The organism is Microbacterium sp. WHRI 7836 (assembly GCF_040223885.2).
GTDB classification, from domain to species: domain Bacteria; phylum Actinomycetota; class Actinomycetes; order Actinomycetales; family Microbacteriaceae; genus Microbacterium; species Microbacterium oxydans.
This window is the reverse complement of the sequence record NZ_CP168171.1, coordinates 2,169,438-2,194,272: the sequence shown is the minus strand read 5'-3', so window position 1 is coordinate 2,194,272 and position 24,835 is coordinate 2,169,438. Positions and strand designations below refer to the sequence as shown.

The 24,835-nt window shown below is 67.5% G+C and carries 25 protein-coding genes; 21 read left to right on the top strand and 4 right to left on the bottom strand.

The window, feature by feature from the left end; translation table 11 throughout:
* From ABRP18_RS10530 to prfA, 4 genes are all read left to right on the top strand, one after another.
* Nucleotides 1-1,305 (top strand): homoserine dehydrogenase, encoded by a 1,305-nt coding sequence (locus tag ABRP18_RS10530; protein WP_046748226.1) that lies wholly within the window; start codon nt 1-3, stop codon nt 1,303-1,305.
* 2 nt (nt 1,306-1,307) lie between these two features.
* Nucleotides 1,308-2,270, top strand: a complete 963-nt coding sequence (gene thrB / locus ABRP18_RS10525) for a homoserine kinase (RefSeq protein ID WP_046748227.1) — start codon at nt 1,308-1,310, stop codon at nt 2,268-2,270.
* A 180-nt stretch (nt 2,271-2,450) separates the two neighbouring features.
* The gene (rho, locus tag ABRP18_RS10520; protein ID WP_349884603.1) at nt 2,451-4,376 is read left to right on the top strand and encodes a transcription termination factor Rho; all 1,926 of its coding nucleotides are present in this window, start codon (nt 2,451-2,453) and stop codon (nt 4,374-4,376) included.
* Between the two features lie 11 nt (nt 4,377-4,387).
* Nucleotides 4,388-5,467 (top strand): peptide chain release factor 1, encoded by a 1,080-nt coding sequence (gene prfA, locus ABRP18_RS10515; protein WP_046748229.1) that lies wholly within the window; start codon nt 4,388-4,390, stop codon nt 5,465-5,467.
* 18 nt (nt 5,468-5,485) lie between these two features.
* Here prfA and ABRP18_RS10510 read toward each other — a convergent pair whose 3' ends face one another.
* Together ABRP18_RS10510 and ABRP18_RS10505 are read right to left on the bottom strand one after the other, a co-directional pair.
* A complete protein-coding gene (locus tag ABRP18_RS10510) occupies nt 5,486-6,139 on the bottom strand; it encodes a response regulator (RefSeq protein ID WP_046748230.1) in 654 nt (217 codons plus the stop codon).
* Nucleotides 6,136-7,797 (bottom strand): sensor histidine kinase, encoded by a 1,662-nt coding sequence (locus ABRP18_RS10505; protein ID WP_349884602.1) that lies wholly within the window; start codon nt 7,795-7,797, stop codon nt 6,136-6,138. Before ABRP18_RS10505 ends, ABRP18_RS10510 begins: the two co-directional genes overlap by 4 nt.
* A gap of 166 nt (nt 7,798-7,963) precedes the next feature.
* Between ABRP18_RS10505 and ABRP18_RS10500 the strand changes: the two genes are divergently transcribed.
* Nucleotides 7,964-9,508 carry a CitMHS family transporter gene (locus ABRP18_RS10500; protein WP_349884601.1) on the top strand — a complete coding sequence of 515 codons (1,545 nt, stop codon included), beginning with the start codon at nt 7,964-7,966 and terminating at the stop codon, nt 9,506-9,508.
* 67 nt (nt 9,509-9,575) lie between these two features.
* Entirely contained in the window at nt 9,576-9,983 is a 408-nt protein-coding gene (locus tag ABRP18_RS10495) for a phage holin family protein (protein WP_046748232.1), read from the top strand.
* Between the two features lie 10 nt (nt 9,984-9,993).
* Here ABRP18_RS10495 and epsC read toward each other — a convergent pair whose 3' ends face one another.
* Nucleotides 9,994-10,566 (bottom strand): serine O-acetyltransferase EpsC, encoded by a 573-nt coding sequence (epsC, locus tag ABRP18_RS10490; RefSeq protein WP_046748233.1) that lies wholly within the window; start codon nt 10,564-10,566, stop codon nt 9,994-9,996.
* Nucleotides 10,567-10,574: 8 nt separating this feature from the next.
* The gene (cysK, locus tag ABRP18_RS10485; protein WP_113681606.1) at nt 10,575-11,513 is read right to left on the bottom strand and encodes a cysteine synthase A; all 939 of its coding nucleotides are present in this window, start codon (nt 11,511-11,513) and stop codon (nt 10,575-10,577) included.
* 100 nt (nt 11,514-11,613) lie between these two features.
* On the opposite strand from cysK, the gene prmC reads away from it, so the two are divergent.
* The 15 genes from prmC (at nt 11,614) to ABRP18_RS10410 (ending at nt 24,805) form a co-directional block, all read left to right on the top strand.
* Nucleotides 11,614-12,474 carry a peptide chain release factor N(5)-glutamine methyltransferase gene (gene prmC / locus ABRP18_RS10480; RefSeq protein ID WP_113681607.1) on the top strand — a complete coding sequence of 287 codons (861 nt, stop codon included), beginning with the start codon at nt 11,614-11,616 and terminating at the stop codon, nt 12,472-12,474.
* A gap of 52 nt (nt 12,475-12,526) precedes the next feature.
* Nucleotides 12,527-13,276, top strand: coding sequence for an L-threonylcarbamoyladenylate synthase (locus ABRP18_RS10475; protein ID WP_058631295.1), 750 nt, complete (start codon nt 12,527-12,529; stop codon nt 13,274-13,276).
* Nucleotides 13,273-14,436, top strand: a complete 1,164-nt coding sequence (locus tag ABRP18_RS10470) for an MraY family glycosyltransferase (RefSeq protein WP_046748237.1) — start codon at nt 13,273-13,275, stop codon at nt 14,434-14,436. Before ABRP18_RS10475 ends, ABRP18_RS10470 begins: the two co-directional genes overlap by 4 nt.
* Nucleotides 14,436-14,954, top strand: coding sequence for a hypothetical protein (locus ABRP18_RS10465; RefSeq protein ID WP_349884600.1), 519 nt, complete (start codon nt 14,436-14,438; stop codon nt 14,952-14,954). The genes ABRP18_RS10470 and ABRP18_RS10465 overlap by 1 nt, the downstream gene beginning before the upstream one ends.
* Nucleotides 14,955-15,086: 132 nt before the next feature.
* On the top strand, nt 15,087-15,884 hold the full coding sequence (gene atpB / locus ABRP18_RS10460) for a F0F1 ATP synthase subunit A (RefSeq protein ID WP_371861862.1): 798 nt from the start codon (nt 15,087-15,089) through the stop codon (nt 15,882-15,884).
* Nucleotides 15,885-15,944: 60 nt separating this feature from the next.
* Entirely contained in the window at nt 15,945-16,181 is a 237-nt protein-coding gene (gene atpE / locus ABRP18_RS10455; RefSeq protein ID WP_028502887.1) for an ATP synthase F0 subunit C, read from the top strand.
* 27 nt (nt 16,182-16,208) lie between these two features.
* Nucleotides 16,209-16,766 (top strand): F0F1 ATP synthase subunit B, encoded by a 558-nt coding sequence (locus tag ABRP18_RS10450; protein WP_058631293.1) that lies wholly within the window; start codon nt 16,209-16,211, stop codon nt 16,764-16,766.
* Nucleotides 16,766-17,557, top strand: a complete 792-nt coding sequence (locus ABRP18_RS10445; RefSeq protein ID WP_061015175.1) for a F0F1 ATP synthase subunit delta — start codon at nt 16,766-16,768, stop codon at nt 17,555-17,557. Before ABRP18_RS10450 ends, ABRP18_RS10445 begins: the two co-directional genes overlap by 1 nt.
* A 47-nt stretch (nt 17,558-17,604) precedes the next feature.
* Nucleotides 17,605-19,245 carry a F0F1 ATP synthase subunit alpha gene (gene atpA / locus ABRP18_RS10440; RefSeq protein ID WP_046748242.1) on the top strand — a complete coding sequence of 547 codons (1,641 nt, stop codon included), beginning with the start codon at nt 17,605-17,607 and terminating at the stop codon, nt 19,243-19,245.
* Between the two features lie 19 nt (nt 19,246-19,264).
* Complete coding sequence (locus ABRP18_RS10435) at nt 19,265-20,161, top strand: F0F1 ATP synthase subunit gamma (protein ID WP_046748243.1); 897 nt, start codon at nt 19,265-19,267, stop codon at nt 20,159-20,161.
* Nucleotides 20,162-20,182: 21 nt separating this feature from the next.
* A complete protein-coding gene (gene atpD, locus ABRP18_RS10430) occupies nt 20,183-21,637 on the top strand; it encodes a F0F1 ATP synthase subunit beta (protein WP_058631290.1) in 1,455 nt (484 codons plus the stop codon).
* Between the two features lie 2 nt (nt 21,638-21,639).
* Nucleotides 21,640-21,900: a F0F1 ATP synthase subunit epsilon gene (locus ABRP18_RS10425; RefSeq protein WP_046748245.1), complete on the top strand. Its 261-nt coding sequence runs from the start codon at nt 21,640-21,642 to the stop codon at nt 21,898-21,900.
* Nucleotides 21,901-21,976: 76 nt separating this feature from the next.
* Nucleotides 21,977-22,723 carry a peroxide stress protein YaaA gene (locus tag ABRP18_RS10420; RefSeq protein ID WP_349884599.1) on the top strand — a complete coding sequence of 249 codons (747 nt, stop codon included), beginning with the start codon at nt 21,977-21,979 and terminating at the stop codon, nt 22,721-22,723.
* A 142-nt stretch (nt 22,724-22,865) separates the two neighbouring features.
* Entirely contained in the window at nt 22,866-23,708 is an 843-nt protein-coding gene (locus ABRP18_RS10415) for a large exoprotein (RefSeq protein ID WP_349884598.1), read from the top strand.
* Nucleotides 23,709-24,007: 299 nt separating this feature from the next.
* Nucleotides 24,008-24,805, top strand: a complete 798-nt coding sequence (locus tag ABRP18_RS10410; protein ID WP_046748247.1) for a PP2C family serine/threonine-protein phosphatase — start codon at nt 24,008-24,010, stop codon at nt 24,803-24,805.
* Nucleotides 24,806-24,835: the final 30 nt, after the last annotated feature.

Here is a 24,835-nt window from a genome sequence, read left to right as displayed (position 1 = left end):
ATGACTGAATACCGACGACTTCGTGTGGCGCTGCTGGGTGCCGGAGCGGTCGGCTCTCAGGTCGCGGCCCTCCTGCTGCGCCACGGCGACGAACTCGCCGACCGCGCGGGCGCCGAACTGGAACTCGCCGGGATCGCGGTGCGCAACCTCGACGCGCCACGCGACGTCGACCTGCCCAAGGAGCTCTTCACGACCGACGCCGAGTCGCTCATCCTGGGCGCCGACATCGTGATCGAGCTCATCGGCGGCATCGAGCCGGCCCGCACGAACATCCTGCAGGCCATCGGCTCCGGGGCCGACGTGGTCACCGCGAACAAGGCTCTCCTGGCCACTCATGGGCCCGAGCTCTTCGAGGCCGCTGACCGGGTGGGCGCCTCCGTCTACTACGAGGCCGCCGCGGCGGGGGCGATCCCGATCATCCGTCCCCTGCGCGATTCGCTCGCCGGCGACCGCGTGGTGCGCATCATGGGCATCGTGAACGGCACGACGAACTACATCCTCGACCGGATGGAGACCGAGGGCGCCGACTTCGCCGACGTGCTCGCCGATGCGCAGCGGCTGGGCTATGCCGAGGCCGACCCGACGGCGGACGTCGAGGGTTACGATGCGGCGCAGAAGGCGGCGATCCTCGCGAGCCTGGCTTTCCACACGGCCGTGCCGCTCGAAGCCGTCTACCGCGAGGGCATCACCTCGATCACGGCATCGATGATCGAAGAGGCCAGAGCTGCAGGCTTCGTGATCAAACTGCTGGCCGTGTGCGAGCGGATCGAGGCCAACGGTGCCGAGTCGATCTCGGTGCGCGTGTACCCGGCCCTCGTCCCGGCATCGCACCCCCTCGCCTCCGTGCACGGTGCGAACAACGCGGTCTTCGTCGAGGCGGAGGCTGCGGGCTCCCTGATGTTCTACGGTGCCGGTGCCGGTGGCGTGCAGACCGCGTCGGCCGTGCTCGGCGACGTGGTCTCCGCGGCCCGTCGTCACATCGCAGGCGGCGTCGGGGTGGGAGAGTCCACTCGCGCCAACCTGCCCGTCGTGCCGATCGGTCACGTCACCACCCGGTACCAGATCACGCTCGAGGTCGCGGACGCGCCAGGTGTGCTCGCGACGGTCGCGAGCATCCTCAGCGACGGCGATGTGTCGGTCGCCACCGTCGTGCAGACCGTGGAAGGCGAGGACGAGCCCACTGCCCGTCTGATCATCGGAACGCACCGCGCGACGGAGCAGGCCCTGAGTGCCACCGTCGACGCTCTCGCGGACAGCGAGGTCGTCGCACGCGTGGTCTCGGTGCTCCGGGTGGAAGGCGAGTGACGATGACAGCGCCCGTCGTCCCCGCGGAGGGCGGAGCCGTCGAAGGACGCACCGTCGAGGTGCGGGTGCCGGCGACGAGCGCGAACCTCGGCCCCGGCTTCGACACACTGGGCCTCGCGCTCAGCATCTACGACACGCTTCTGGTCACGGCCCTGCCGGCCGGCGAGCTCGAGATCGAGGTCTCGGGATCCGGAGCGGCCGAGATCCCTCGTGATGAGTCGAACCTGATCGTCCGCACCATCGCCTATGTGTTCGCCGACGCGGGACGCCCTGTTCCCGGTCTGCGGATCATCGCGGAGAACGCCGTGCCGCACGGCAGGGGCCTCGGCTCATCCGGTGCCGCCGTGGCTGCGGGCGTGCTCGCCGCGAAGGGATTGCTCGAGGGTGATGTGGAGATCGATGACACGGATCTCCTCCGGCTGGCGACCGAGCTCGAAGGCCACCCGGACAACGTGGCGCCGGCGCTCTTCGGTGGCCTGACGATCGCATGGATGTCGGAGCGGGGACCGCAGCACAAGAAGCTCCTCGTGCACAGGGGAGTCTCGCCTCTGGTGCTGGTCCCCACGTACACGATGTCGACCTCGCAGGCGCGGTCGCTTCAGCCGCCGCAGGTCTCCACTGCCGACGCCGTGTTCAACGTCTCCCGCTCCGCGCTGCTGATCGCCGCGTTGATGCAGAGCCCGGAGCTGCTCCTGGATGCGACTGCCGACCGCCTCCACCAGGACTACCGTGCCGGAGCGATGCCGGAGACGCAGCGTCTGGTGCAGGCGCTGCGCGCTGCCGGTTTCGCCGCGGTGGTCTCCGGCGCAGGCCCCAGTGTGCTGGTCCTCGCGGACGGCCCCGGAAGTCGTCAGGACGCGGTCGAGCTCGCCGAACGCGTCACCGACACCCCGTGGGAGGCTCTCCTGCTCGCAGTCGACGTGCGTGGTGGTACAGTGGGGTCTCGAGCGGAGGGCTCCACGTAACTGCGTGAATCTGGCCCCATTGCAACTCTTGCAAGACCCGCACGCAAACCCCTGTGGCAGAGTTCATTCCTGAGCCGCCTGCCGAGGCTGGCTGGCGCCGAGCGTCAGCCCGTGCGATCGCGCGCAGCACCCGTTGTGCGCGTTCAACGCTCATTCCCCATGACATATAAGGGAGTACTCGTGGAGAACCTCTCCGAGACCCAGAACGAACAGTCTGCACCCGCTTCGGAAGCACCGGCGACATCCGCGGAGCCGACGGGCGAAGCAGCACCGGCGCGCAAGCGTGCGCCTCGCCGTGCCAGCACCGCGACCGCGGCTGCGAAGGCCGAGAAGGCGGAGAAGGCCGATGCCGCGAAGGCGGAGAAGGCCGCGAAGTCGGACGCCGCTCCGGAAGCGTCCGTGCCCGCGGAAGCGTCCGCCACCGCAGCAGCGTCCGCCACTGCAGAGACCACCGAGGCTGCACCGAAGGCGAAGCGTCCGAGTCGCAGCCGTGCGAAGAAGGCCGATGCCGAGGCTCCTGCCGCGGAGACGGCGCCCGCCGAGGCCTCCGACTCCGCTGGCGCCGAGGCTCCCGCCGAGGCCGCGCCCAAGAGCACGGGACGCGGACGCCGCGGTGCGCAGAAGTCCGCAGCCGACGCCGAGGCGCCCGCTGCGGAGCCGGCAGCGGAGTCCGCCGCCGAATCGGCACCCGCTGAGGCTCCGCAGAACGCCGACTCCGACTCCGGGGACAGCGGCGAGGAGCAGGGCGGTCGTGGACGCAACCGCAGCCGCAGCCGCAACCGCGGACGCGGTCAGAACGGCGCGGCCCAGGAGCAGCAGCAGACGCAGCCCGCCGCCGACGACGAGCAGTCCGGTGGCAACAACCGCAACCGTCAGCGCAACAAGCGCCGCAACGGTGCACCGGCCGACGAGTTCGAGACCGAGATCACCGAGGACGACGTCCTGATCCCGATCGCCGGCATCCTCGACGTGCTCGACAACTACGCTTTCGTGCGCACCACCGGCTACCTCGCCGGTCCCAGCGATGTCTACGTCTCGCTCGGCCAGGTGAAGAAGTACAACCTCCGCAAGGGCGACGCGGTCGTCGGCTCCATCAAGCAGCCGCGCGAGGGCGAGCAGCAGGGGCGCCAGAAGTACAACGCCCTGGTCAAGGTCGATTCGATCAACGGCCTGTCGGTCGACGACGCGGCCACCCGCGTGGAGTTCGGCAAGCTCACCCCGCTCTACCCGCAGGAGCGTCTGCGTCTGGAGACCGCTCCGGAGAAGCTGACGCAGCGCATCATCGACCTCGTGGCGCCGATCGGCAAGGGGCAGCGCGGCCTGATCGTCGCGCCGCCGAAGGCCGGCAAGACGATCGTCCTCCAGCAGATCGCCAACGCGATCGCGCAGAACAATCCCGAGGTCCACCTCATGGTCGTGCTCGTCGACGAGCGCCCCGAAGAGGTCACCGACATGGAGCGCACCGTGAAGGGCGAGGTCATCGCCTCGACCTTCGACCGCCCCGCCGAAGACCACACCACCGTCGCCGAGCTCGCGATCGAGCGGGCCAAGCGTCTCGTCGAGCTGGGCCGCGACGTGGTCGTGCTCCTCGACTCGATCACCCGCCTCGGACGCGCGTACAACCTGGCCGCCCCGGCGTCCGGCCGCGTCCTCACCGGCGGCGTCGACGCGTCCGCGCTCTACCCGCCGAAGCGCTTCTTCGGTGCAGCCCGCAACATCGAGAACGGCGGATCCCTGACGATCCTCGCCACCGCGCTCGTCGAGACCGGCTCCAAGATGGACGAGGTCATCTTCGAGGAGTTCAAGGGCACCGGCAACAGCGAACTGCGTCTGTCGCGTCAGCTCGCCGACAAGCGGATCTTCCCGGCCGTGGACGTGAACGCGTCCAGCACCCGCCGCGAGGAGATGCTGCTCTCGGCCGACGAGGTCAAGATCACGTGGAAGCTCCGTCGCGCCCTCGCCGGACTCGACCCGCAGCAGGCGCTCGAGGTCGTGCTCGGCAAGCTCAAGGAGACCAACTCGAACGTCGAGTTCCTCGTGCAGATGCAGAAGTCGATCCCGACGCTGCCCTCGGGCGCTCACGGACACGACAACAACATCCGCTGAGCGGCCGACCCGTGTTCGAGTCCGTCCAGACTCTGATCGACGAGCATCGCCGGGTGCAGGAGGAGCTCTCCGACCCGGCGGTGCACGCCGACGCGGCACGCGCGAAGCGCGTCAACCGTCGATACGCGGAACTCTCGCGCATCGTCTCCGCCTACGAGGCCTGGGTCGCGGCGACCGACGACCTGGCGACGGCGCGGGAGTTCGCCAGGGAGGACGAGTCCATCGCGGCGGAGATCCCTGCGATGGAAGAAGAGCTGCAGGGCGCTCAGGAGCGTCTGCGGCGTCTGCTGATCCCGCGTGACCCCGACGATGCCCGCGACGTGATCATGGAGATCAAGGCAGGGGAGGGCGGCGCGGAGTCCGCGCTGTTCGCCGCCGACCTCCTGCGCATGTACATCCAGTACGCCGCATCCAAGGGCTGGAAGACCGAGCTGCTCGAGCGCAACGAGTCAGACCTCGGTGGGTATAAGGACGTGCAGGTCGCGATCAAGGGTTCCTCCTCCGATCCGGCGCAGGGCGTCTGGGCGCACCTGAAGTACGAGGGAGGGGTGCACCGTGTGCAGCGGGTGCCGGCGACGGAGTCGCAGGGCCGCATCCACACCTCGACGACCGGTGTGCTGGTCTTCCCCGAGGTCGATGAGCCGGAGGAGATCCACATCGACCAGAACGACCTCAAGATCGATGTGTTCCGCTCCTCGGGGCCCGGCGGTCAGTCCGTCAACACCACGGACTCCGCGGTGCGGATCACACACGTGCCCACCGGCATCGTCGTGTCGATGCAGAACGAGAAGTCGCAGCTGCAGAACCGCGAGGCCGCGATGCGCGTGCTGCGCGCCCGAATGCTGGCCAAGCAGCAGGAGGAGCTCGACGCAGCCGCCTCCGACGCGCGCAAGTCGCAGATCCGGGGCATGGACCGTTCGGAGCGCATCCGCACCTACAACTTCCCGGAGAACCGGATCGCGGATCACCGGACCGGATTCAAGGCGTACAACCTCGATCAGGTCATGGACGGCGCGCTCGACCCGATCATCGAGAGCGCGATCGCCGCCGACGAGGAAGCACGCCTCGCAGCCGTCGGCTCCGATTCCTGAGCCGTCCATCCGCTGACGTCAGACGCGTGCGGCGTAGCGGTGTTCGGGGCGGCCCGTCGATCCGTAGTTGAGGCGCACGTCGACGACGGCTCTCGCCGCGAGAGCTGCGAGATGCCGTTGCGCGGTCGCGCGCGAGATTCCGACGCGTTCCCCGATCTCCGCTGCCGAACGCTCTCCGTCGCCGAGTGCGGCGAGCACGAGCTGCTCCGTCGCCGACCGCGAGACGGACACCGGTTCGCCCGCACCGTGCAGGATGGCGAGGGCGCGGTCGACGTCTTCCTGGCGGAGGGTGCGATCACCGTCGAGGAGGTTGCGATATCGCACGTAGCGATCCAGGAGTCCTGACAGAGCCCGTCGCTCGAAGGGCTTCACGAGATAGCCGACAGCTCCCGACCGCAGTGCTCTGCGTACCGTCGGAGCGTCGTCGGCGGCGGAGATCAGGATCGCGTCGATGCCGGACTCGCGGACGAGCGCGATGCCGTCCCCGTCGGGAAGGAACACGTCGGCGATGAGCAGGTCCGGTCGGGAAGCACGCATGCTGTCGCGGGCTTCGGCGAGCGATCGCACGGTCTCGGCGACGCCGACTCCTGCGTGCTCCTCGACGATGCCCTGATGAAGCTGGGCGACGCGGAAGTCGTCGTCCAGGATGAGTACGCGCAGGGGGACGGTCATGTGTTCTCCTCGGGATCGGGGGAGCTGCGGTCGACTGCTCCGTTGATGCGCGCGGCGAAGACAGCGCCGTCTTCGACACCGCGGCTGTCGATACCGCCGGGGTCGATGACCCAGAGGTTGCCCCCGTTCCGACGGGCGATCTCCGTCGACAGCGGAAGTCCGATCCCATGCCCGTGCACGGTGTCGGTGGTCTTCTGGTCCCGCGTCCGCGGGGCGAGAGGATCGACGTCTCCGAGTCCGGGGCCGGAGTCGGAGACGGTGAACACCAGTGCATCGTCGTCGTCCAGGACCGCCACCTCGACCCAGCGCGGAGTCCGCTCTCCCGAGACCGCGGCGGTCACGGCGTTGTCCACGAGGTTGCCGAGGACTGCGGCGACGTCTTCGGGAGCGATCACCGTGCCGATCAGGTGGGTGTCGTCCGCGATGCGCAGGGCGACGCCGCGTTCTCCGGCTTCGACAGCTTTGGCGCCCAGGAACGAGTGCAGAAAGGGGTCCCGCAGGAGGTCCAGCCCCACGACCGGGAACGCCACAGGACCCCGCTCCACGAGTTCGCCGAGAAACGCCCTGGCATCTGTGACCCGGCCGGCATCGATGAGTCCGGCGGCCACGTGCATGCGGTTGGCGAACTCGTGTCTCTGCACGCGCAACGCGGCGGTCATCGTCCTGACCGTCTCCAGGCGCTCGGCCAAGGCGACCAGGTCCGTGCGGTCGCGCACGATGAGCACGGTGCCGAGTTGCTGCCCCTCGCGCACCACGCTCCGCGAGTCGAGATACAGCATCCGGTCTCCGACGAGGGCGCTCGTGCGGGCGCCGGTACCCGTGAGGGTGTCCAGGATGGCCGGGAGGAGACCGAGGTCGTCGACGGGACGTCCGACCGGGTCGTCGAGGTCGAGCAGCCGATCGGCGGCGGCGTTGCTGACCCGGACGATGCCGCGTGTGTCTATGGCGATGACGCCGTCGTCGACCCCGTCCAGCACGGCCGTCTGGTTCTGCACGAGCGCGACCAGCTCTTCCGGCTGCACGCCGAGGGTGAGACGCTCCCATCGTCTGCGGAGCAGGAGGGATGCGAGCACAGCCAGAGCGAGGGCGCCCGCAGCCGTACCCCCGATCACGGCGAGCAGGGGCGGCAGGTCGTCGAAGACACCCGCACGCTCGAACCCCACACTGACCTCGCCCACCGGGGTGCCGGTCTCGTCCCGGACGGGAACCTTCGCGCGTGCGGACTCGCCGAGTGTCCCGGTCTGCCAGTCGACGATCTCGGCGCCCGCGAGCACCTCTTCGTATGGCGTGCTGACCTCTTCGCCGATCCGTGCGGGGGTGGGATGCGCGAGACGGATGCCGTTGTCATCGGTGAGCACCACGAACAGTGCGCCAGTGCGCGCGGTGACATCGGATGCGATGCGCTGCAGGTCGCCTTCGCGCAATTCTGCCGCGTCGGGTGTGCCCTCCTGGAGGGAGATGCGAGCGACCTCTGCGCGCACCTGCGGATCCTCTGCGAGGGTGCGGGCGATTCCCAGCGCCGTCGACTCCGCCTCGGCACGCAGCTGCTGCACGGCGAGGAGGAGATACACCCCGGTGCACAGGGCGACGACGAGGGTCACCGTCGCAAGCTGCAGGAGCAGGGCGCGCGTGGCGAACCGCGGTCTGGTCGACGTCATCCTCGGCACCGTGATTCTCTCCATGCTGCGCTCGCGCAATATGCGCAGAACCCACGCTACGCGCACAACGACAGGGAATGCGACATACCGCTCCCTCGGCGCGCGGATTGCCTATTCTCGTCGGGATCCGTCGACGCAGACGGAGACACGACGAAGGAGTCAACGCATGCCAGACGCACTCACCGGTCTGTTCGCGGCCGCCGAAGAGGCGCCGACCTACGATGTGGCGTTCGTGCCGCCGGAGTGGGTGCTCGTGCTGCTGGGGTTCACGATGGTCCTCGCGTTCATGACGCTCATCATGACCAAGCGTCTCACTCCCATGGTGGCGCTGATCCTGGTTCCGACCGCGTTCGGGCTCTTCGCCGGCGCAGGTCTCGGCCTCGGCGACATGATCCTCGATTCGATCGGCAAGATGGCGCCGACCGCGGCGCTGCTGATGTTCGCGATCATGTTCTTCGGCATCATGATCGACGTGGGGCTGTTCGATCCACTCATCCGCCTCATCACGCGGCTGCTCGGAGACGACCCGGCGAAGGTGGTGCTCGGAACCGCGATCCTCGCCGGCGCGGTCTCCCTGGACGGCGACGGTTCAACGACCTTCATCATCACGACGTCGGCGATGCTCCCCATCTACCTCCGGCTCGGGATGAGCCCCGTGGTGCTGACGTGCGTCGCCGGCCTCATGAACGGCACGCTGAACATCGTTCCCTGGGGCGGGCCGACCGTGCGCGCCGCGACAGCGCTCGGAGTGCAGCCGACAGACATCTTCGTGCCGATGCTGCCCGCGCTCGGCGCCGGTATCGTCGTGACTCTCGGGTTCGCGTGGATCCTCGGACTGCAGGAGCGTCGCCGCCTCGGGCGCCTGGACTCGGAGGGCCTGCTCGTCGGCGCCGACGGCGGATCGCTGTCGACCGTGCCGAAGATCTTCCGCGGTGCGGAGCCGAAGCCCGGAGCGCGCGCGTCGCTGCGTACCGGCAACCTCGTGGTCGTCGCCGGCGGCCATGCTCCGGTCTCCGCTGCGAGCGTCGACCCCGCGGACACGGCCATGGCGGACACGATGCTGGACCCCGCCCGCCCCACGCTCCGACCGAAGCTCATCTGGTTCAACCTCGCCCTCACACTCGCGGTGATGGTGCTGCTGGTGCTCGACATCCTGCCGCTGCCGTACGTGTTCATGGTGGGGGCCGGGCTCGCCCTCGTCTTCAACTTCCGGGGCATCAAGGAGCAGGCCTCCGAGATCGTCGCGCACGCACCGAGCATCGTGGGCGTCGTCTCCATGGTGATCGCGGCCGGTGTCCTGGTGGGCGTGCTCACCGGCACCGGAATGGTCGACGCGATGGCCGCGTGGATCACGAACGTGCTTCCTCCTGCTCTCGGCCCGTTCCTCGCACCGATCACCGGACTCCTGTCGATCCCGTTCACGTTCTTCATGTCGAACGACGCGTTCTACTTCGGCATCCTCCCGGTGCTCGCCCAGAGCGCTGCCAACTTCGGCATCGATCCCGTGGAGATGGCGAGGGCGTCGATCACCGGTCAGCCCGTGCACCTGCAGAGTCCGCTCGTCCCGGCGATCCTGCTGCTCGTGTCCCTCGCGAGCGTGAACCTGGGCGATCACCACCGCAAGGTCCTGTGGCGCGCGACCATCGTCTCGCTCGTGATGCTCGGCGTCGGCATCCTGAGCGGAGCGGTCCCGTTCTTCGTGGCCCAGTGACCGGACGGCGGGGAGTGTGGACAGCGCACTCCCCGCTCTCCTGGAGCCGGGGCGCTATGCTCAGCCCGTGATCACATTCCTCTTCCGCGGCCTGCTCTACCTGGTGTCCGCCGGCCTCGGCCTGATCGCCGCCGACCTGCTGCTCGACGGCTTCGAGATCGAGTGGGACAAGTGGTGGGGATTCGTCATCTGCATCCTGATCTTCGCGATCCTGCAGAGCGTGCTCTCGCCGTGGGTCATGAAGATCGCCAATCGCTACGCACCCGTGCTCATGGGCGGCATCGGCATCGTGTCGACGCTGATCTCGCTGATCATCGTCGTGCTGCTCCCGATCGGTGGTCTGCGCATCACCGACCTCACCGGATGGTTGCTGGGTTCGGTCATCGTGTGGTTGATCACGGCCCTCGGAAGTGTGCTGCTCCCGCTGATCTTCCTCCGCAAGAAGGTCGAGTCGGTCAAGGGAGAACGCCGCTAGCGCACGCGAGTCAGATCGCGTAGTGGTCCGGGGCGGTGAGGAGCGCTCTGGTGTCCTCACCGGCCGTGCGGTGACGCGGTTTCGCCGGAATGCCGACGAGGATGCTGTCCGCCGGGGCGTCTCGGGTCACGACCGCGTTCGCGCCGACCACTGACCCCGCGCCGATCGTGACGGGTCCGAGGATCTTGGCCCCCGCTCCGACGGCGACGCCGTTCTCGAGGGTGGGATGCCGCTTGCCCGAGGTGCGTGTGCGTCCTCCGAGCGTGACACCGTGATAGAGCATCACGTCATCGCCCACGACGGCGGTCTCGCCGATCACGACACCCATCCCGTGGTCGATGAAGAACCGGCGACCGATGCGTGCACCGGGATGGATCTCGATCCCGGTGAGCCAGCGTGAGACCTGTGACCCGGCTCGCGCGAGCAGACGCAGCCGGCGCCGCCAGAGCGCGTGGGATACGCGGTGCGCCCAGATCGCGTGCAGCCCGGGGTACAGCAGTGCGACCTCGACGGCGCTGCGCGCGGCCGGGTCCCGGAGGCGAGCTGCGGCGATGTCCTCGCGCATCCGCCCGATCATTCCCATCGACGGCCTCAGTCTTCGCGCAGATCCTCGAACAGTGCGGTGGACAGGTAACGCTCACCGGTGTCCGGGATCACGACCACGATCGTCTTGCCGGCGTTCTCGGGGCGGGCGGCCACCTTCAGCGCGGCGGCGACGGCTGCGCCGGAAGACATGCCGACGAGCAGACCTTCCTTCGCGGCGAGCTCGCGGGCGACGCGGATCGACTCGTCGAACTCCGCGGTGAGGATCTCGTCCAGCACCTCGCGGTCGAGCACGTCCGGGACGAAGTTCGGGCCGATGCCCTGGATCTTGTGCGGCCCGGGGTGTCCCTCGGTCAGCACGGGGGAGTCCTTGGGCTCGACGGCGATCACCTGGACGCCCGGCTTCGCGGCTTTGAGAGCCTGTCCGGTTCCGGTGACGGTCCCGCCGGTGCCGACGCCTGCCACCAGGATGTCGACGGCGCCGTCCGTGTCGCGGAGGATCTCCTGCGCCGTGGTCTCGCGGTGGATCTGCGGGTTGGCGGCGTTCTCGAACTGGCGGATCCAGATCGCGCCAGGGGTCTCCTCGACGATGCGCTTGGTCTCCTCGATCGCGCCGCTCATGCCCTTGGTGGGGTCGGTGAGCACGATCTGTGCCCCGAACGCCTTCAGCAGCACGCGGCGCTCCTTCGACATGGAGGCCGGCATCGTGAGGATGACACGGTACCCGCGCGCCGCGCCGACCATGGCGAGGGCGATACCGGTGTTGCCGCTCGTCGATTCCACGATCGTGCCGCCAGGCTGCAGCTCACCCGACGCCTCGGCGGCATTGATCATGGCGATGCCGATGCGATCCTTCACGCTCGAGGCGGGGTTGTAGTACTCGAGCTTGGCGAGGACGGTCGCACCGAGACCCTCGGTCACCCGGTTCAGCCGGACGAGCGGGGTGTTGCCGAAAGCGGTCGTGATGTCGGAGTGGATGCCGGGCATGGTGAGCCTTCCTGTGCGGGGGTCGCTGCGGGACCAGCCTAGGGGAGGGGGTCTATGGGTGAGGCTTTGTGACGGTCGCCCGCACCCTACGCTGGAAGTCATGTCCGACAACTCTCTTGCTGCGGTCGTCCGCGCGGCGGCCCAGCGTCTGACCGACGTCGGCGTCCCCGATCCTCTGGTCGATGCCGAGCTCCTCGCCGGGCACGTCCTCGGCAGGCGGCGCGGCGAGGTGCAGGCCGCCATCGTCCGCGGCGACCGTGTCGACGATGCCGATGCGGTGGCGCTGGACTCGGTCGTCGCCCGTCGAGCCGCACGCGAGCCCCTCCAGCACATCACCGGAACCGCTCCCTTCCGTCACCTCGAACTCGCTGTCGGCCCCGGCGTCTTCGTGCCGCGTCCGGAGACCGAGACCGTCGCGCAATACGCGATCGACGCGCTGGTGAACTCCGCGGAACCCGCCCCGATCGGCATCGACCTCGGCACCGGAAGCGGGGCCATCGCCCTCGCGATGGCCACGGAGGTCCCGCACGCCCGGATCTTCGCCGCCGAACTGTCCGAAGACGCCCACGCGTGGGCGACTCGCAACGTGGAGGGAGTGGAGAACCTGACGCTGGTCCTCTCCGATCTGCGAGACGCGTTCCCTGAGCTCGACGGCACGGCGTCCGTGGTCATCTCGAACCCGCCGTACGTCCCTGACGCGGCCGTACCTCGCGACCCGGAGGTGCGACTCTTCGACCCGGCCATGGCGCTGTACGGCGGAGAGGACGGTCTCGACATCGTTCGCGTGCTCAGTGGACGCGCGCTCGGCCTGCTGCGCCCCGGCGGGCTTCTCGTCATCGAGCACGGCGAGCTGCAGGGCGAATCGATCAGGGAGATCCTCACCGTCGACGGCTGGCGTGCGGCGGCGACGCATCGCGACCTGACGCTGCGGGATCGCGCCACGACCGCGCTCCGCCCCTGATCAGCAACCTCCGAGCGTGCTCATCGGCCGCGCCGCATAGAATCGAACCGTCATGTCAACCATCTTCGACTGCAGCGACGAGTCGCAGCTTCTCGCCGGTATGCGCAATGCGCGCCAGGCGATCGGCCGAGGCGACCTCATCGTCATCCCCACAGACACGGTGTACGGTGTCGCCGCCGACGCCTTCTCCCCGGCCGCGGTGCAGAGGCTCCTCGACGCGAAGGGGCGCGGCCGCGACCAGCCGCCGCCCGTTCTCATCGGCACCAAGGAGACCCTCGCCGCCCTCGCAGAGTCGGTTCCCGAGCCCGTGGAGCGTCTGGTCGAGGCGTTCTGGCCCGGGGGACTCACGATCGTGCTGCCGGCGCAGCCGTCGCTGGTGTGGGACCTGGGGGAGACCCTCGGCACGGTCGCGGTGCGCATGCCGGAGGGCCGCGTCGCCCTCGAACTGCTCGCGGAGACGGGACCACTGGCGGTCTCCAGCGCGAACCTCACAGGGGAGTCGGCTGCCATCTCCGCGTACGACGCTGAGAAGATGCTCGGCGACAGCGTCGCGGTGTACCTCGCGGACGGTCTGAGCAAGGACGGCATCGCGTCCACCATCGTCGATGCGACGTCGCTGGTGCGTCGAGGCGCCGACTCCGACCAGGGCGTGGTGCGGATCCTCCGTGACGGCGCGGTCACGCGCGAGCAGCTGCATGAGGTGCTCGGCGATCTGCTCGAGCCCGAGGACGACGGGCAGGAGCACGCCGAGCACGCGCACACCGGGCACGACCACCCGCAGGAGCAGGACGGGGATTCGTGAAGCAGTATCTCTTCACGATCATCCTCACCGCCCTGATCACGTTCGCGCTGACCTGGGCGGTGTTGAAGGTGAGCCTCCGGTTCAAGCTCTACCCCGCCATCCGCGACCGTGACGTGCACACCACGCCCAAGCCCCGGCTGGGCGGCGTCGCGATCTTCCTCGCCATCGCCGCGGCCTTCGGCTTCTCTGCGATGAACCCCTTCTTCCAGAGCATCTGGATCCCCCCGCAGACGATGTGGTCGATCCTCGGCGCCTCGCTTCTGATCGCGATCATCGGCGTGGTCGACGACCTCTGGGACATCGACTGGATGATCAAGCTGGGCGCGCAGTTCCTCGCCGCCGGCGTCATCACGGTCGGCGGCGGACTGCAGATCCTCTCGCTGCCGTTCGGCGACCTCATCGTCGTGTCCAGCTGGCTGAGCATCACCATCACGATGTTCGCGATCGTCATCGTGATGAACGCGGTGAACTTCATCGACGGCCTCGACGGCCTCGTGGCCGGTGTGTGCCTGATCTCCAACGGCGTCTTCTTCGCCTACTCATACATCTTCACGCGCGACTCCGGGGCCTCCAGCTACTTCAACCTCTCGACGTTCCTCGCGGCGGTCCTCATCGGTGCGTGCCTCGGGTTCCTGCCCTTGAACTGGAGCCCGGCCAAGATCTTCATGGGCGACTCGGGAGCACTGGTGATCGGCCTCCTCATGGCCACGTCCGCGATCGCGATCACCGGCCAGATGGACCCGTCGGCCCTCGACCCCGAGCGTCTCGGCCGGTCGCAGCTGGTCGGTGCGTTCCTGCCGATCCTGCTCCCGTTGCTCGTGGTGCTGCTGCCGCTGCTGGACTTCGGCCTCGCGGTGCTCCGGCGCATGAGCGCGGGACGCTCGCCCTTCTCGCCCGACCGCAAGCACCTGCATCACCGCATGCTCGATCTCGGCCACCGGGACCGCGACGCCGTGCTGATCTTCTACGCCTGGACGGCTGTCGTCTCCCTGGCGGTCCTGATGATGTACGTGGGCGCACGGGAGGACTGGCCAGGCCAGTACCTGCCCGGCGTCGGCTTCGGCGTCCTGGGCATCGCCGCCTGCCTCGTCGTCACCTTGAGCCCCACCCGCCGCAGTGCTGCGGATGCCGAACCCGATCCGACACCCGTGGAGTCCTGATGAGCCCGAGCCCCGTTTCCAGCACCCCGATCCTGCGTCGGACCCTGATCTGGTCGGCGATCGCCACCGTCGTGCTCGCGATCGTCGCAGGCGGCGTCGGTTTCCTCGTCGCCCAGGGCGAGGGTCTCATCAGCGGTCTGCTCGGCGTCGTGCTGGCGGCCGTGTTCCTCGGCATCACCGGCCTCAGCATCCTCATCGCGAATCGCTGGTTCGGAGACCCGCTCTACGCGCAGCTGTTCTTCGCGATCGTGCTCGGCGGCTGGCTGCTCAAGCTGGGCGTCTTCGTCGTGGTGATGATCCTGCTCGCCGGTCAGCCCTGGCTGCAGCCGATGGTGTTCTTCCTCTCGATCGTGGCCGGTGTGCTGATGTCGCTCGTCATCGACGTCGTGGTACTCACGCAGATGCGTCTGCCGCACGTCAGCGACACCACGCTGCCGACCGAGGTTCCCGAAGATCGCGCCCCCGGCAACGCCAATCACATCGACGGCGGCCCCGTCGAGGACGGCCAGCGGTCTTAGGGGACCCTCAGATTCTGATAGTGTTGAGACGTGCCCGCCGCTCGCCCGCGAGCGCTTGCGCTGTGAAGCACACCGACCATCGTCGCCCCGGTTCTGACCGGTGCCCCGAAGCTGGAGCCCGCGCTGTTTAATATCGCTGCGACCCTGACCCCCCGACTTGCCACCGACGGCGAGTTCCACGGCCCTTCGATCGATGAGTTCTTTCCGGAGATCCTCTTCAACGTAGGCCCCATTCCGGTGAACCGGATCCACCTGATCCAGTTGCTCTCCGTGATCGCCGTGGTCCTCATCCTCTGGCTCGGTACCCGCCGCATGAAGGTCGTCCCCGGCCGGTTCCAGAGCCTGGTGGAGATGGGCATGGGCTTCGTGCGCGGCGGCATCGCCCACGACCTGCTCGGCCGCAAGGACGGCGATCGGTTCCTCCCGATCCTGATGACGATCTTCTTCATGACGCTGTTCATGAACATCACCGGCATCATCCCGTTCCTGAACATGCCGGGAACGGCCATCATCGCGGTGCCGCTCACGCTCGCCGTGGTCAGCTATGTCACGTTCATCTACGCCGGCATCAAGAAGAGCCCGAAGAACTTCTTCAAGAACTCGCTCTTCCCCGCCGGTGTCCCGTGGCCGGTGTACTTCATCGTCACCCCGATCGAGCTCATCTCGACCTTCATCATCCGCCCGGTGACGCTCACCCTGCGACTGCTGATGAACCTCGTGGTCGGCCACATGATCCTGGTCCTCTGCTTCGCAGCGACCCAGTTCTTCTTCTTCACCGCAGGCGGCGGCTGGGCCGCGCTCGGTGTCGGAACCCTCGCCTTCGGCGGCGCCTTCACTCTCTTCGAGATTCTGGTCGCCGTCCTCCAGGCGTACGTCTTCACCGTCCTCACCGCGGTCTACATCCAGCTCGCGGTCGCAGAAGAGCACTAAGCCCACTAGACACTGAGCGGGCAGGCATCAGCCTTCCCACCCAACGAAAGGAAAAACCCCGTGGACGCAACTACGGTTCTCGCTGAAATCAACGGCAACCTCGCGGTGATCGGCTACGGCCTCGCTGCCATCGGCCCGGCCATCGGCGTGGGTATCGTCGTCGGCAAGACCATCGAGGGCGTCGCTCGTCAGCCCGAGCTGGCCGGCCGTCTCCAGGTCCTCATGTGGATCGGTATCGCCTTCACCGAGGCGCTTGCATTCGTCGGCATCGCCGTCGGATTCATCCCCTTCCCGTAATCCGAACCGACTTCTGAAGGAGACAGGATGCTGAACGCTCTTGTCACGAACCTCGCGGCTGAGGGTGAGGCGGCGAACAACCCGCTGATCCCCGCGTGGTACGACATCATCTGGTCGGGTCTGTGGTTCCTCATCATCTTGATCGTCGTGTGGAAGGTCGCCCTTCCCAAGCTGACGAAGATGCTCGATGAGCGGTCCGCCGCGATCGAGGGCAACATCGCCAAGGCCGACGAGGCGCAGAAGCAGGCGGAGGCGGCACTCGAGGAGTACACGCGTCAGCTCGCTGAGGCGCGCACCGAGGCCGGCGAGATCCGCGAGGCCGCCCGTGAGGACGGCAAGAAGATCGTCGCCGAGGCGAAGGACGCCGCGACCACCGAGGCCGCACGCATCACCGCCACCGCGCACACGCAGATCGAGGCGGAGCGTCAGACCGCTCTCGTCTCGCTCCGCAGCGAGGTCGGATCGCTCGCCCTCGACCTCGCCGGTGGCGTGGTCGGCGAGACGCTCTCCGACGACGCACGCGCGACCGCTGTCGTCGATCGCTTCCTCGCCGAGCTCGAGGCATCCGAGAAGGCGGCTCAGTAATGGGCAGCGCGACCACTCAGGCACTCGCGGCATCCATCAAGACGCTTGCCGCAGCGAAGGACATCACTCTCGACACGGCGCGGGAGCTGTTCGCCGCCGCCCGGGCCGTGAGCGACTCGTCCCAGCTGAGCGGCGCGCTTGCTGATCCTTCCGCTCCCGCCGCGGCACGACAGAATGTCGTCGCAGCGGTGTTCGGCGGGTTCTCCGCAGGCGCCAAGGATGTTCTGTCGACCGTGGTCGCAGAACGCTGGTCCAACGCGGATGAACTCGTCGACGGTATCGAGGAGCTCGCGATCCGCGCCGCAGCGGTCGCCGAGCCGGACACGGACATCGAGGGCGAGCTCTTCGGGTTCTCCCGGGTGATCGCAGCCAACCCCGAGCTGGAACTCGCTCTGGGAAGCCGCGTCGGGGGAGAAGACGCCAAGAGCACGCTCGTCGAGCGTCTCCTGGCCGAAGGCTCCACCAGCACCGCAGCGACTCTGGTCATCACGTCGCTGGTACGCCAGCCGCGTGAGCGCCGCGTTCGTCGTCTGCTGGACAGGGCGATGAACATCGTCTCGAACCAGCACGGCCGCGTCGTCGCCACCGTGCACACCGCCACCGCCCTCAGCGACGCGCAGCGTGACCGTCTGAGCGACTCGCTCTCGCGTCGCTATGACGGTCAGGTCTCGCTCAACGTCGTCATCGACCCTGCCGTCGTCGGAGGTCTGCGCGTGCAGATCGCCGATGACGTCATCGACGGCAGCATCTCCGCACGACTCGCCGACCTTCGCCAGAAGCTCGCGGGCTAACACGACTTCGCGCGGGGAACCGCGCACCCAGATACAAAGGGAAGACAATGGCAGAACTATCGATCAGCCCCGACGTCATCCGTGACGCGCTGAAGGACTTCGCCGCCGCATACGAGCCCACCGCGGCCGGTGCGACCGAGGTCGGCACCGTCGTCGACGCTGCGGACGGCATCGCTCACGTCGAGGGACTGCCCGGCGTCATGGCGAACGAGCTCGTCGTCTTCGCCGACGGCACCAAGGGTCTCGCGCAGAGCCTGAACGAGCACGAGATCGGTGTCGTCGTCCTCGGCGAGTTCACCGGCATCGAGGCCGGCCAGGAGGTCACCCGCACGGGTGAGGTCCTCTCGGTCCCCGTCGGTGACGGTTACCTCGGCCGCGTGGTCGACCCGCTCGGCAACCCGATCGACGGACTCGGCGCGATCGAGACCGAGAGCGTCCGCGCTCTCGAGCTCCAGGCGCCCGGCGTCATGCAGCGCAAGTCGGTGCACGAGCCGATGCAGACCGGAATCAAGGCGATCGACGCGATGATCCCGGTCGGCCGTGGTCAGCGTCAGCTGATCATCGGTGACCGCCAGACCGGCAAGACCGCCATCGCGATCGACACGATCATCAACCAGAAGGCCAACTGGGAGTCCGGCGACGTCAACAAGCAGGTCCGTTGCATCTACGTCGCGATCGGCCAGAAGGGCTCGACCATCGCCTCGGTGAAGGGCGCGCTCGAAGAGGCCGGCGCTCTGGAGTACACCACGATCGTGGCCGCTCCCGCGTCCGACCCTGCCGGCTTCAAGTACCTGGCTCCGTACACCGGTTCAGCCATCGGCCAGCACTGGATGTACGGCGGCAAGCACGTCCTCATCATCTTCGACGACCTGTCGAAGCAGGCTGAGGCCTACCGTGCCGTGTCGCTCCTCCTGCGTCGTCCGCCGGGCCGCGAGGCATACCCGGGTGACGTCTTCTACCTGCATTCCCGTCTGCTGGAGCGTTGCGCGAAGCTGTCCGACGAGCTGGGCGCCGGTTCCATGACGGGACTCCCGATCATCGAGACCAAGGCGAACGACGTCTCCGCGTACATCCCGACCAACGTGATCTCGATCACCGACGGCCAGATCTTCCTGCAGTCCGACCTCTTCAACGCCAACCAGCGTCCGGCGGTCGACGTGGGTATCTCGGTGTCGCGAGTCGGTGGCGACGCGCAGGTGAAGTCGATCAAGAAGGTCTCCGGAACGTTGAAGCTGGAGCTCGCGCAGTACCGCTCCCTCGAGGCGTTCGCGATGTTCGCATCCGACCTCGACGCGGCTTCGCGTCGTCAGCTGTCCCGCGGTGCGCGTCTGACCGAGCTGCTCAAGCAGCCGCAGTACTCGCCGTACCCCGTCGAGGAGCAGGTCGTCTCGATCTGGGCCGGAACGAACGGCAAGCTCGACACGGTCGAGGTCGAGGACGTGCTCCGGTTCGAGCGCGAACTGCTCGACTACCTGCGTCGCAACACCAAGGTTCTCGACACGCTGCGTGAGACCAACGTCCTCGATGACGCCACGGTCGCAGAGCTCGAGAAGCAGACGGACGCCTTCGTCCTGGAGTTCCAGGGTGGCAAGGGCCACGCGATCGGCGCCCCCGGTCACGAGGAGCACGCCGCAGCCGAGGCTGAGGACGTCAACCAGGAGAAGATCGTCAAGGGTCGTCGCGCGTAATCGCGTGAGGTACTGAGATATGGGCGCTCAACTCCGGGTCTACAAGCAGAAGATCTCTTCTGCTCAGACGACCAAGAAGATCACGAAGGCGATGGAACTCATCGCGGCTTCGCGCATCCAGAAGGCGATGGCACGCGTCAAGGCGTCCACCCCCTTCGCGCGAGCCGTGACGAGGGCCGTGTCGGCCGTCGCGACGCACTCGAACGTGGATCACCCGCTGACCCGCGAGTCCGAGAACATCACCCGCTCCGCGGTCGTGATCTTCTCCTCGGACCGCGGTCTCGCCGGAGCCTTCAACTCGCAGATCCTCCGTGAGGGTCTCGAGGTGGCAGAGCTCATGCGCGAGCAGGGCAAGGAGCCGGTGTTCTACCTCATCGGCCGCAAGGCCGTCGGATACTTCCAGTTCCGACGGATCGCTGCGGCCGCGGAGTGGACCGGCGACACGGACACCCCGTCGTTCCACACCGCCGAGGAGATCTCGGCGACACTGCTCGAAGCGTTCTCCCGTGGAGGACAGGACGGCGGCGTCGATGAGATCCACCTCGTGTACAACCGTTTCGTCAGCATGATGACGCAGTCGCCGGAGTCCGTGCGTCTGCTCCCGCTGGAGATCACGGAAGCCGATGAGTCGGAAGCCGGTAACACCGTTTACCCGCTGTACGAGTTCGAGCCGGACGCCGAGACTGTTCTCGACGCGATCCTGCCGGTGTACATCCAGAGCCGCGTCTTCAACGCTCTCCTGCAGTCGTCCGCCGCCAAGCAGGCAGCGACGCAGAAGGCGATGAAGTCGGCCAGCGACAACGCCGACAAGCTCATCACCGACTACACCCGTCTGCGCAACAACGCGCGTCAGGCGGAGATCACGCAGCAGATCGCCGAGATCGTCGGCGGGGCCGACGCTCTCGCGAGCAAATAGACCATCAGGAAAGAGACGAAAATGACCCTCACCGCTCCGGCTGACCAGCCGGCGACCGCGGTCGTCGGGCGCGTCGCACGCGTCAACGGTCCGGTTGTCGACATCGAGTTCCCGCACGACTCGATCCCCGACATCTACAACGCGCTGAAGACCACCATCGCGATGGGCGAAGAGTCCACCGAGATCACTCTCGAGGTCGCTCAGCACCTGGGCGACGACCTCGTCCGCGCCATCGCGCTGAACCCCACCGACGGCATCGTCCGCGGACAGGAAGTCAGCGACACCGGCGAGGCCATCTCGGTCCCCGTCGGCGACGTCACCAAGGGCAAGGTGTTCAACGTCATCGGCGAGGTGCTGAACCTCGAGCCCGGTGAGACGATCGAGGTCACCGAGCGCTGGCCCATCCACCGCAAGGCGCCGAACTTCGACCAGCTCGAGTCCAAGACTCAGATGTTCGAGACCGGCATCAAGTCGATCGACCTCCTGACCCCGTACGTGCTGGGTGGAAAGATCGGTCTGTTCGGTGGTGCCGGTGTCGGCAAGACCGTCCTGATCCAGGAGATGATCCAGCGCGTCGCGCAGGACCACGGTGGTGTGTCGGTGTTCGCCGGTGTCGGTGAGCGTACCCGTGAGGGCAACGACCTGATCCACGAGATGGAAGAGGCGGGTGTCTTCGACAAGACCGCCCTCGTCTTCGGCCAGATGGACGAGCCGCCGGGGACGCGTCTGCGCGTCGCCCTGTCGGCTCTGACGATGGCGGAGTACTTCCGTGACGTGCAGAAGCAGGACGTGCTGCTCTTCATCGACAACATCTTCCGCTTCACGCAGGCCGGTTCCGAGGTCTCCACGCTGCTGGGCCGCATGCCCTCCGCCGTGGGTTACCAGCCGAACCTCGCCGACGAGATGGGTGTGCTCCAGGAGCGCATCACCTCGACGCGCGGCCACTCGATCACCTCGCTGCAGGCGATCTACGTGCCCGCCGATGACTACACCGACCCGGCTCCGGCGACCACGTTCGCCCACCTCGACGCGACGACCGAGCTCTCTCGTGAGATCGCCTCGAAGGGTCTGTACCCGGCCATCGACCCGCTGACCTCGACGTCGCGCATCATGGACCCCCGCTACTTGGGCGAGGACCACTACCGCGTCGCGACGACCGTCAAGCAGATCCTCCAGAAGAACAAGGAGCTGCAGGAGATCATCGCCATCCTCGGTGTCGACGAGCTCTCCGAGGAAGACAAGATCGTCGTGTCGCGTGCGCGCCGCATCCAGCAGTTCCTCTCGCAGAACACCTACATGGCCAAGAAGTTCACGGGCGTCGAGGGTTCGACCGTCCCGCTGAAGGAGACCATCGAGTCGTTCGACGCGATCACCCGCGGTGACTTCGACCACGTGGCCGAGCAGGCCTTCTTCAACGTCGGTGGCATCTCCGACGTGGAAGAGCAGTGGGCGAAGATCCAGAAGGAGAACGGCTGACCATGGCGCTGCATGTCAGCCTCGTCTCCGCTGATGCGGAGGTCTGGACGGGAGAGGCGAGCCTCGTGGTCGCCAAGACCGTCGAGGGTGAGATCGGCTTCATGTCCGGCCACGAGCCGGTGCTGGCCATCCTCGCCGAGGGCCAGGTTCGCATCACCCAGTCGGATGGCACCAAGGTGCTGGCCAACGCTCAGGACGGGTTCCTCTCCATGGAGGGCGACACCCTGACGATCGTCGCCGGCAACGCGGCTCTCATCGCCTAGCAGCATCTGTTCCACGCGTCCGCCTCGGCACCCTCAAGGGTCCCGAGGCGGACGCGTCTGTATCCACCGAGGTTTCATGAAGATCCTGCTCCCGCCGTCCGAGACCAAGCGTGAGGGTGGCGACGGTTCGCCACTCGATCTCGAGTCGCTCGTGCTGCCGTCTCTGTCGGCGCATCGCACTGCCGTCATCGATGCGCTGATCGAGCTCGCCTCCGATGAGGAGACTGCGCGTCGGGTGCTCAAGTTGAGTGAGCGTCAGAGCGGCGACATCGCGCACAATCGGATGCTGCGCTCAGCGCCCACGATGCCGGCGATCGATCGCTATACGGGGGTGCTGTTCGATGCTCTCGATCCCCGATCCTTGTCATCAGCCTCCCGCAGATGGCTCGGTGAGCATGTCTTGATCCACAGTGCGCCCTTCGGTCCTGTCGGTGCTCTGGATCAGGTGCCCATGTACCGGCTCGCGGCGGGGACGTCGGTTCCCGGGCTTCCTGCCCTTCGACGCCACTGGGCCACCGCGACATCCGCTGCTGTGGCGGAATCCGCACCCACGTTCATCCTCGACCTGCGGAGCGAGGCCTATGCCGCGTTGGGCCCCGTGCCCGATTCGGTCGCTTCTGCGTACGTCCGTGTCGTGACGGAGCAGGGGAGAGCCCTCAATCACTTCAACAAGAAGTCCAAGGGCTTGCTCGTGCGTGCGATCGCCGAGGAGCGACCGCGCCTCACGTCCGCTCGGGGCTTCCGTGCGTGGGCGGACAGGCGGGGGCTGGTCTTCCGGGACGGTGAGGACGACGGTGTCTGGGAGCTGGTCGTCGAGGAGTGACCGGCTCACCGTGGGCGATCGCGTTTCCGCGGGAGAGATTCCCCCGAACGCGCCCGACGGCGTAAGGGACATGCGCGGAAACCCCGGGAAGCGCTAGTGTGTTCAGCGCATGATGACCCATCATGAACTTCTGGAGGGAACCATGAACGACTACTACGGCTATGACGGCCTGTCAGGCGGCGCGGTCGTCGCGTTGATCCTGGTCTACACGATCCTGCCACTCGCCATCTACGCGCTCTACTCGTGGTTCTACATGAAGATCTTCGAGAAGGCAGGCGTGCAGGGCAAGTGGCGCGCCTGGGTGCCGGTCTACAGCACCATGATCTTCTACAAGCTCGGCGATCTGAGCCCCTGGCTCGTCCTGTACCTCATGGGTGCCGGCATCGTCGGGGCGATCATCCCGTTCCTCGGCTGGTTCCTGATCCTCCCGCTCGTCGGCATCGCCGGTCGCGTCATCGACCTGATCGCCGCATGGCGCGTCGGTCTGAAGTTGCAGAAGGACGCCGTCTGGGTCGTGCTCTACTTCTTCCTGCCGCCGGTGTGGCTCGGTATCAACGCCTTCGACAAGTCGCGGTGGAACCCGGCCATCCAGCCCGCGTCCTGGGCAGCGAACGGCCTGCTCGGAGACCGGACGGTCTGGGACGGCATCCCCGCTCAGGCATCGGCTGCAGCTCCCAACGCTGGTTACGGTTCGCCCCAGGGCTACGCTCAGCCCGGCCCGCAGGGCTACGCCCCGCCGGCGCAGCCCGGTTACGCGCCGCCTGCACAGCCCGGTTACGCGCCGCCTGCTGCACCGGCAACCGGCGCACCGGTCCCTCCGGCCACTCCGCCCGCGGCACCGTCGGCTCCGCCCGCGGCACCGTCGGCTCCGCCCGCGGCACCGTCCACCCCGCCCGCGCCGCCTGCGCCCCCGACGGCTCCGCCCGCCGCACCGCCGGCTTCGCCCACCACTCCGCCCACGGATCCCACACAGCCGCCGGCGTGATCATCTGACGAGACGGCATCGTCTGGCACAGAGCCCTCGACTCCTGTCGGGGGCTCTGTGCTGTTCCGGCTGGTTCTCCACCCGCAGCGCCCGCTAACGTGGACGATATGCTTTCGTCCCCGTACCGCGCAGGCACCCCCGGTCACATCTTGCTTCTCGGCTCAGTTCTCGCGGGCTCGCTGCCTTCGTCGGCGGCTCCGGACGCACGAGCGTGATCGCGGTGTACGTGACTTCTACTACGATGTGTTGTGAGTATCCTGCGACCGTCCGACCCGCCGCAGGCCCATCGGAGGCAGCACGTGGCTGAGACGAAGACGCAACGGATCACGGTTGCGCAGCGCACGCTGCTGCTCTCCTGGTCCGGTATCACCGATCAGGGGCGCCGTCGCGAGACGAACCAGGACGCCTTCTTGGCCGACTATCCGCTGTTCATCGTCGCAGACGGCATGGGCGGCCATGCCGGTGGCGAGATCGCGAGTCAGAGCACGGTGTCGCGCCTCCAGGCCATCGTCTCGTCGGGGAAGGTCGATCGTCCGTCGATCGAGAGCGCACTAGAGCTGGCTGTCGGCGATATCGCCGACCACCCCGAGACCACCGACGAGGGTACGGGCACCACGCTCACGGGCGTCTACCTCGATACCGAGGGCGACGAGGCCCAGTGGATCGCCTTGAACATCGGCGATTCCCGGGTCTACCTCCTTCGGGACGACAAGCTGGTGCAGATCACGACGGATCACTCGGTCGTGCAGGAACTGATCACGGCAGGCAAGCTCAGCCCGGAGGAAGCCGAAGGGCACCCCTACAGCAACGTCATCACCCGCGCGGTGGGAGCGAGCGAACTCACGGCGCCGGACTACGTCTCCATCGACGTGCGACCCGGTGACCGGTTCGTCGTCTGCTCCGACGGGCTCACCAAGGAGCTCACCGACTACGGGATCCAGCACTTCCTCCGCGAGCACGACGACCCGGGGGCGGCCGTCGATGCGATGCTCGCGGCGGCCCTGGAGAACGGCGGTCGCGACAACGTGACGCTCATCATCGTCCAGGTAACGTCTGAGGACGACTCCTCCTCCCCGATCGAGGACACCGCTCAATAGTGTCCTGAGGCTGTGGAGACTGCTCGCTCA

What these genes read in the sequence shown, in the direction of transcription:
- ABRP18_RS10530 (WP_046748226.1), top strand. Translation starts at nt 1, where the DNA reads ATGACTGAATACCGACGACTTCGTGTGGCGCTGCTGGGTGCCGGAGCG.
- thrB (WP_046748227.1), top strand. Translation starts at nt 1,308, where the DNA reads ATGACAGCGCCCGTCGTCCCCGCGGAGGGCGGAGCCGTCGAAGGACGC.
- ABRP18_RS10510 (WP_046748230.1), bottom strand. Translation starts at nt 6,139, where the DNA reads ATGACCGTCCCCCTGCGCGTACTCATCCTGGACGACGACTTCCGCGTC.
- ABRP18_RS10505 (WP_349884602.1), bottom strand. Translation starts at nt 7,797, where the DNA reads ATGACGTCGACCAGACCGCGGTTCGCCACGCGCGCCCTGCTCCTGCAG.
- ABRP18_RS10500 (WP_349884601.1), top strand. Translation starts at nt 7,964, where the DNA reads ATGCCAGACGCACTCACCGGTCTGTTCGCGGCCGCCGAAGAGGCGCCG.
- epsC (WP_046748233.1), bottom strand. Translation starts at nt 10,566, where the DNA reads ATGGGAATGATCGGGCGGATGCGCGAGGACATCGCCGCAGCTCGCCTC.
- cysK (WP_113681606.1), bottom strand. Translation starts at nt 11,513, where the DNA reads ATGCCCGGCATCCACTCCGACATCACGACCGCTTTCGGCAACACCCCG.
- prmC (WP_113681607.1), top strand. Translation starts at nt 11,614, where the DNA reads ATGTCCGACAACTCTCTTGCTGCGGTCGTCCGCGCGGCGGCCCAGCGT.
- ABRP18_RS10475 (WP_058631295.1), top strand. Translation starts at nt 12,527, where the DNA reads ATGTCAACCATCTTCGACTGCAGCGACGAGTCGCAGCTTCTCGCCGGT.
- ABRP18_RS10465 (WP_349884600.1), top strand. Translation starts at nt 14,436, where the DNA reads ATGAGCCCGAGCCCCGTTTCCAGCACCCCGATCCTGCGTCGGACCCTG.
- ABRP18_RS10450 (WP_058631293.1), top strand. Translation starts at nt 16,209, where the DNA reads ATGCTGAACGCTCTTGTCACGAACCTCGCGGCTGAGGGTGAGGCGGCG.
- ABRP18_RS10445 (WP_061015175.1), top strand. Translation starts at nt 16,766, where the DNA reads ATGGGCAGCGCGACCACTCAGGCACTCGCGGCATCCATCAAGACGCTT.
- atpA (WP_046748242.1), top strand. Translation starts at nt 17,605, where the DNA reads ATGGCAGAACTATCGATCAGCCCCGACGTCATCCGTGACGCGCTGAAG.
- ABRP18_RS10435 (WP_046748243.1), top strand. Translation starts at nt 19,265, where the DNA reads ATGGGCGCTCAACTCCGGGTCTACAAGCAGAAGATCTCTTCTGCTCAG.
- atpD (WP_058631290.1), top strand. Translation starts at nt 20,183, where the DNA reads ATGACCCTCACCGCTCCGGCTGACCAGCCGGCGACCGCGGTCGTCGGG.
- ABRP18_RS10425 (WP_046748245.1), top strand. Translation starts at nt 21,640, where the DNA reads ATGGCGCTGCATGTCAGCCTCGTCTCCGCTGATGCGGAGGTCTGGACG.
- ABRP18_RS10420 (WP_349884599.1), top strand. Translation starts at nt 21,977, where the DNA reads ATGAAGATCCTGCTCCCGCCGTCCGAGACCAAGCGTGAGGGTGGCGAC.
- ABRP18_RS10415 (WP_349884598.1), top strand. Translation starts at nt 22,866, where the DNA reads ATGAACGACTACTACGGCTATGACGGCCTGTCAGGCGGCGCGGTCGTC.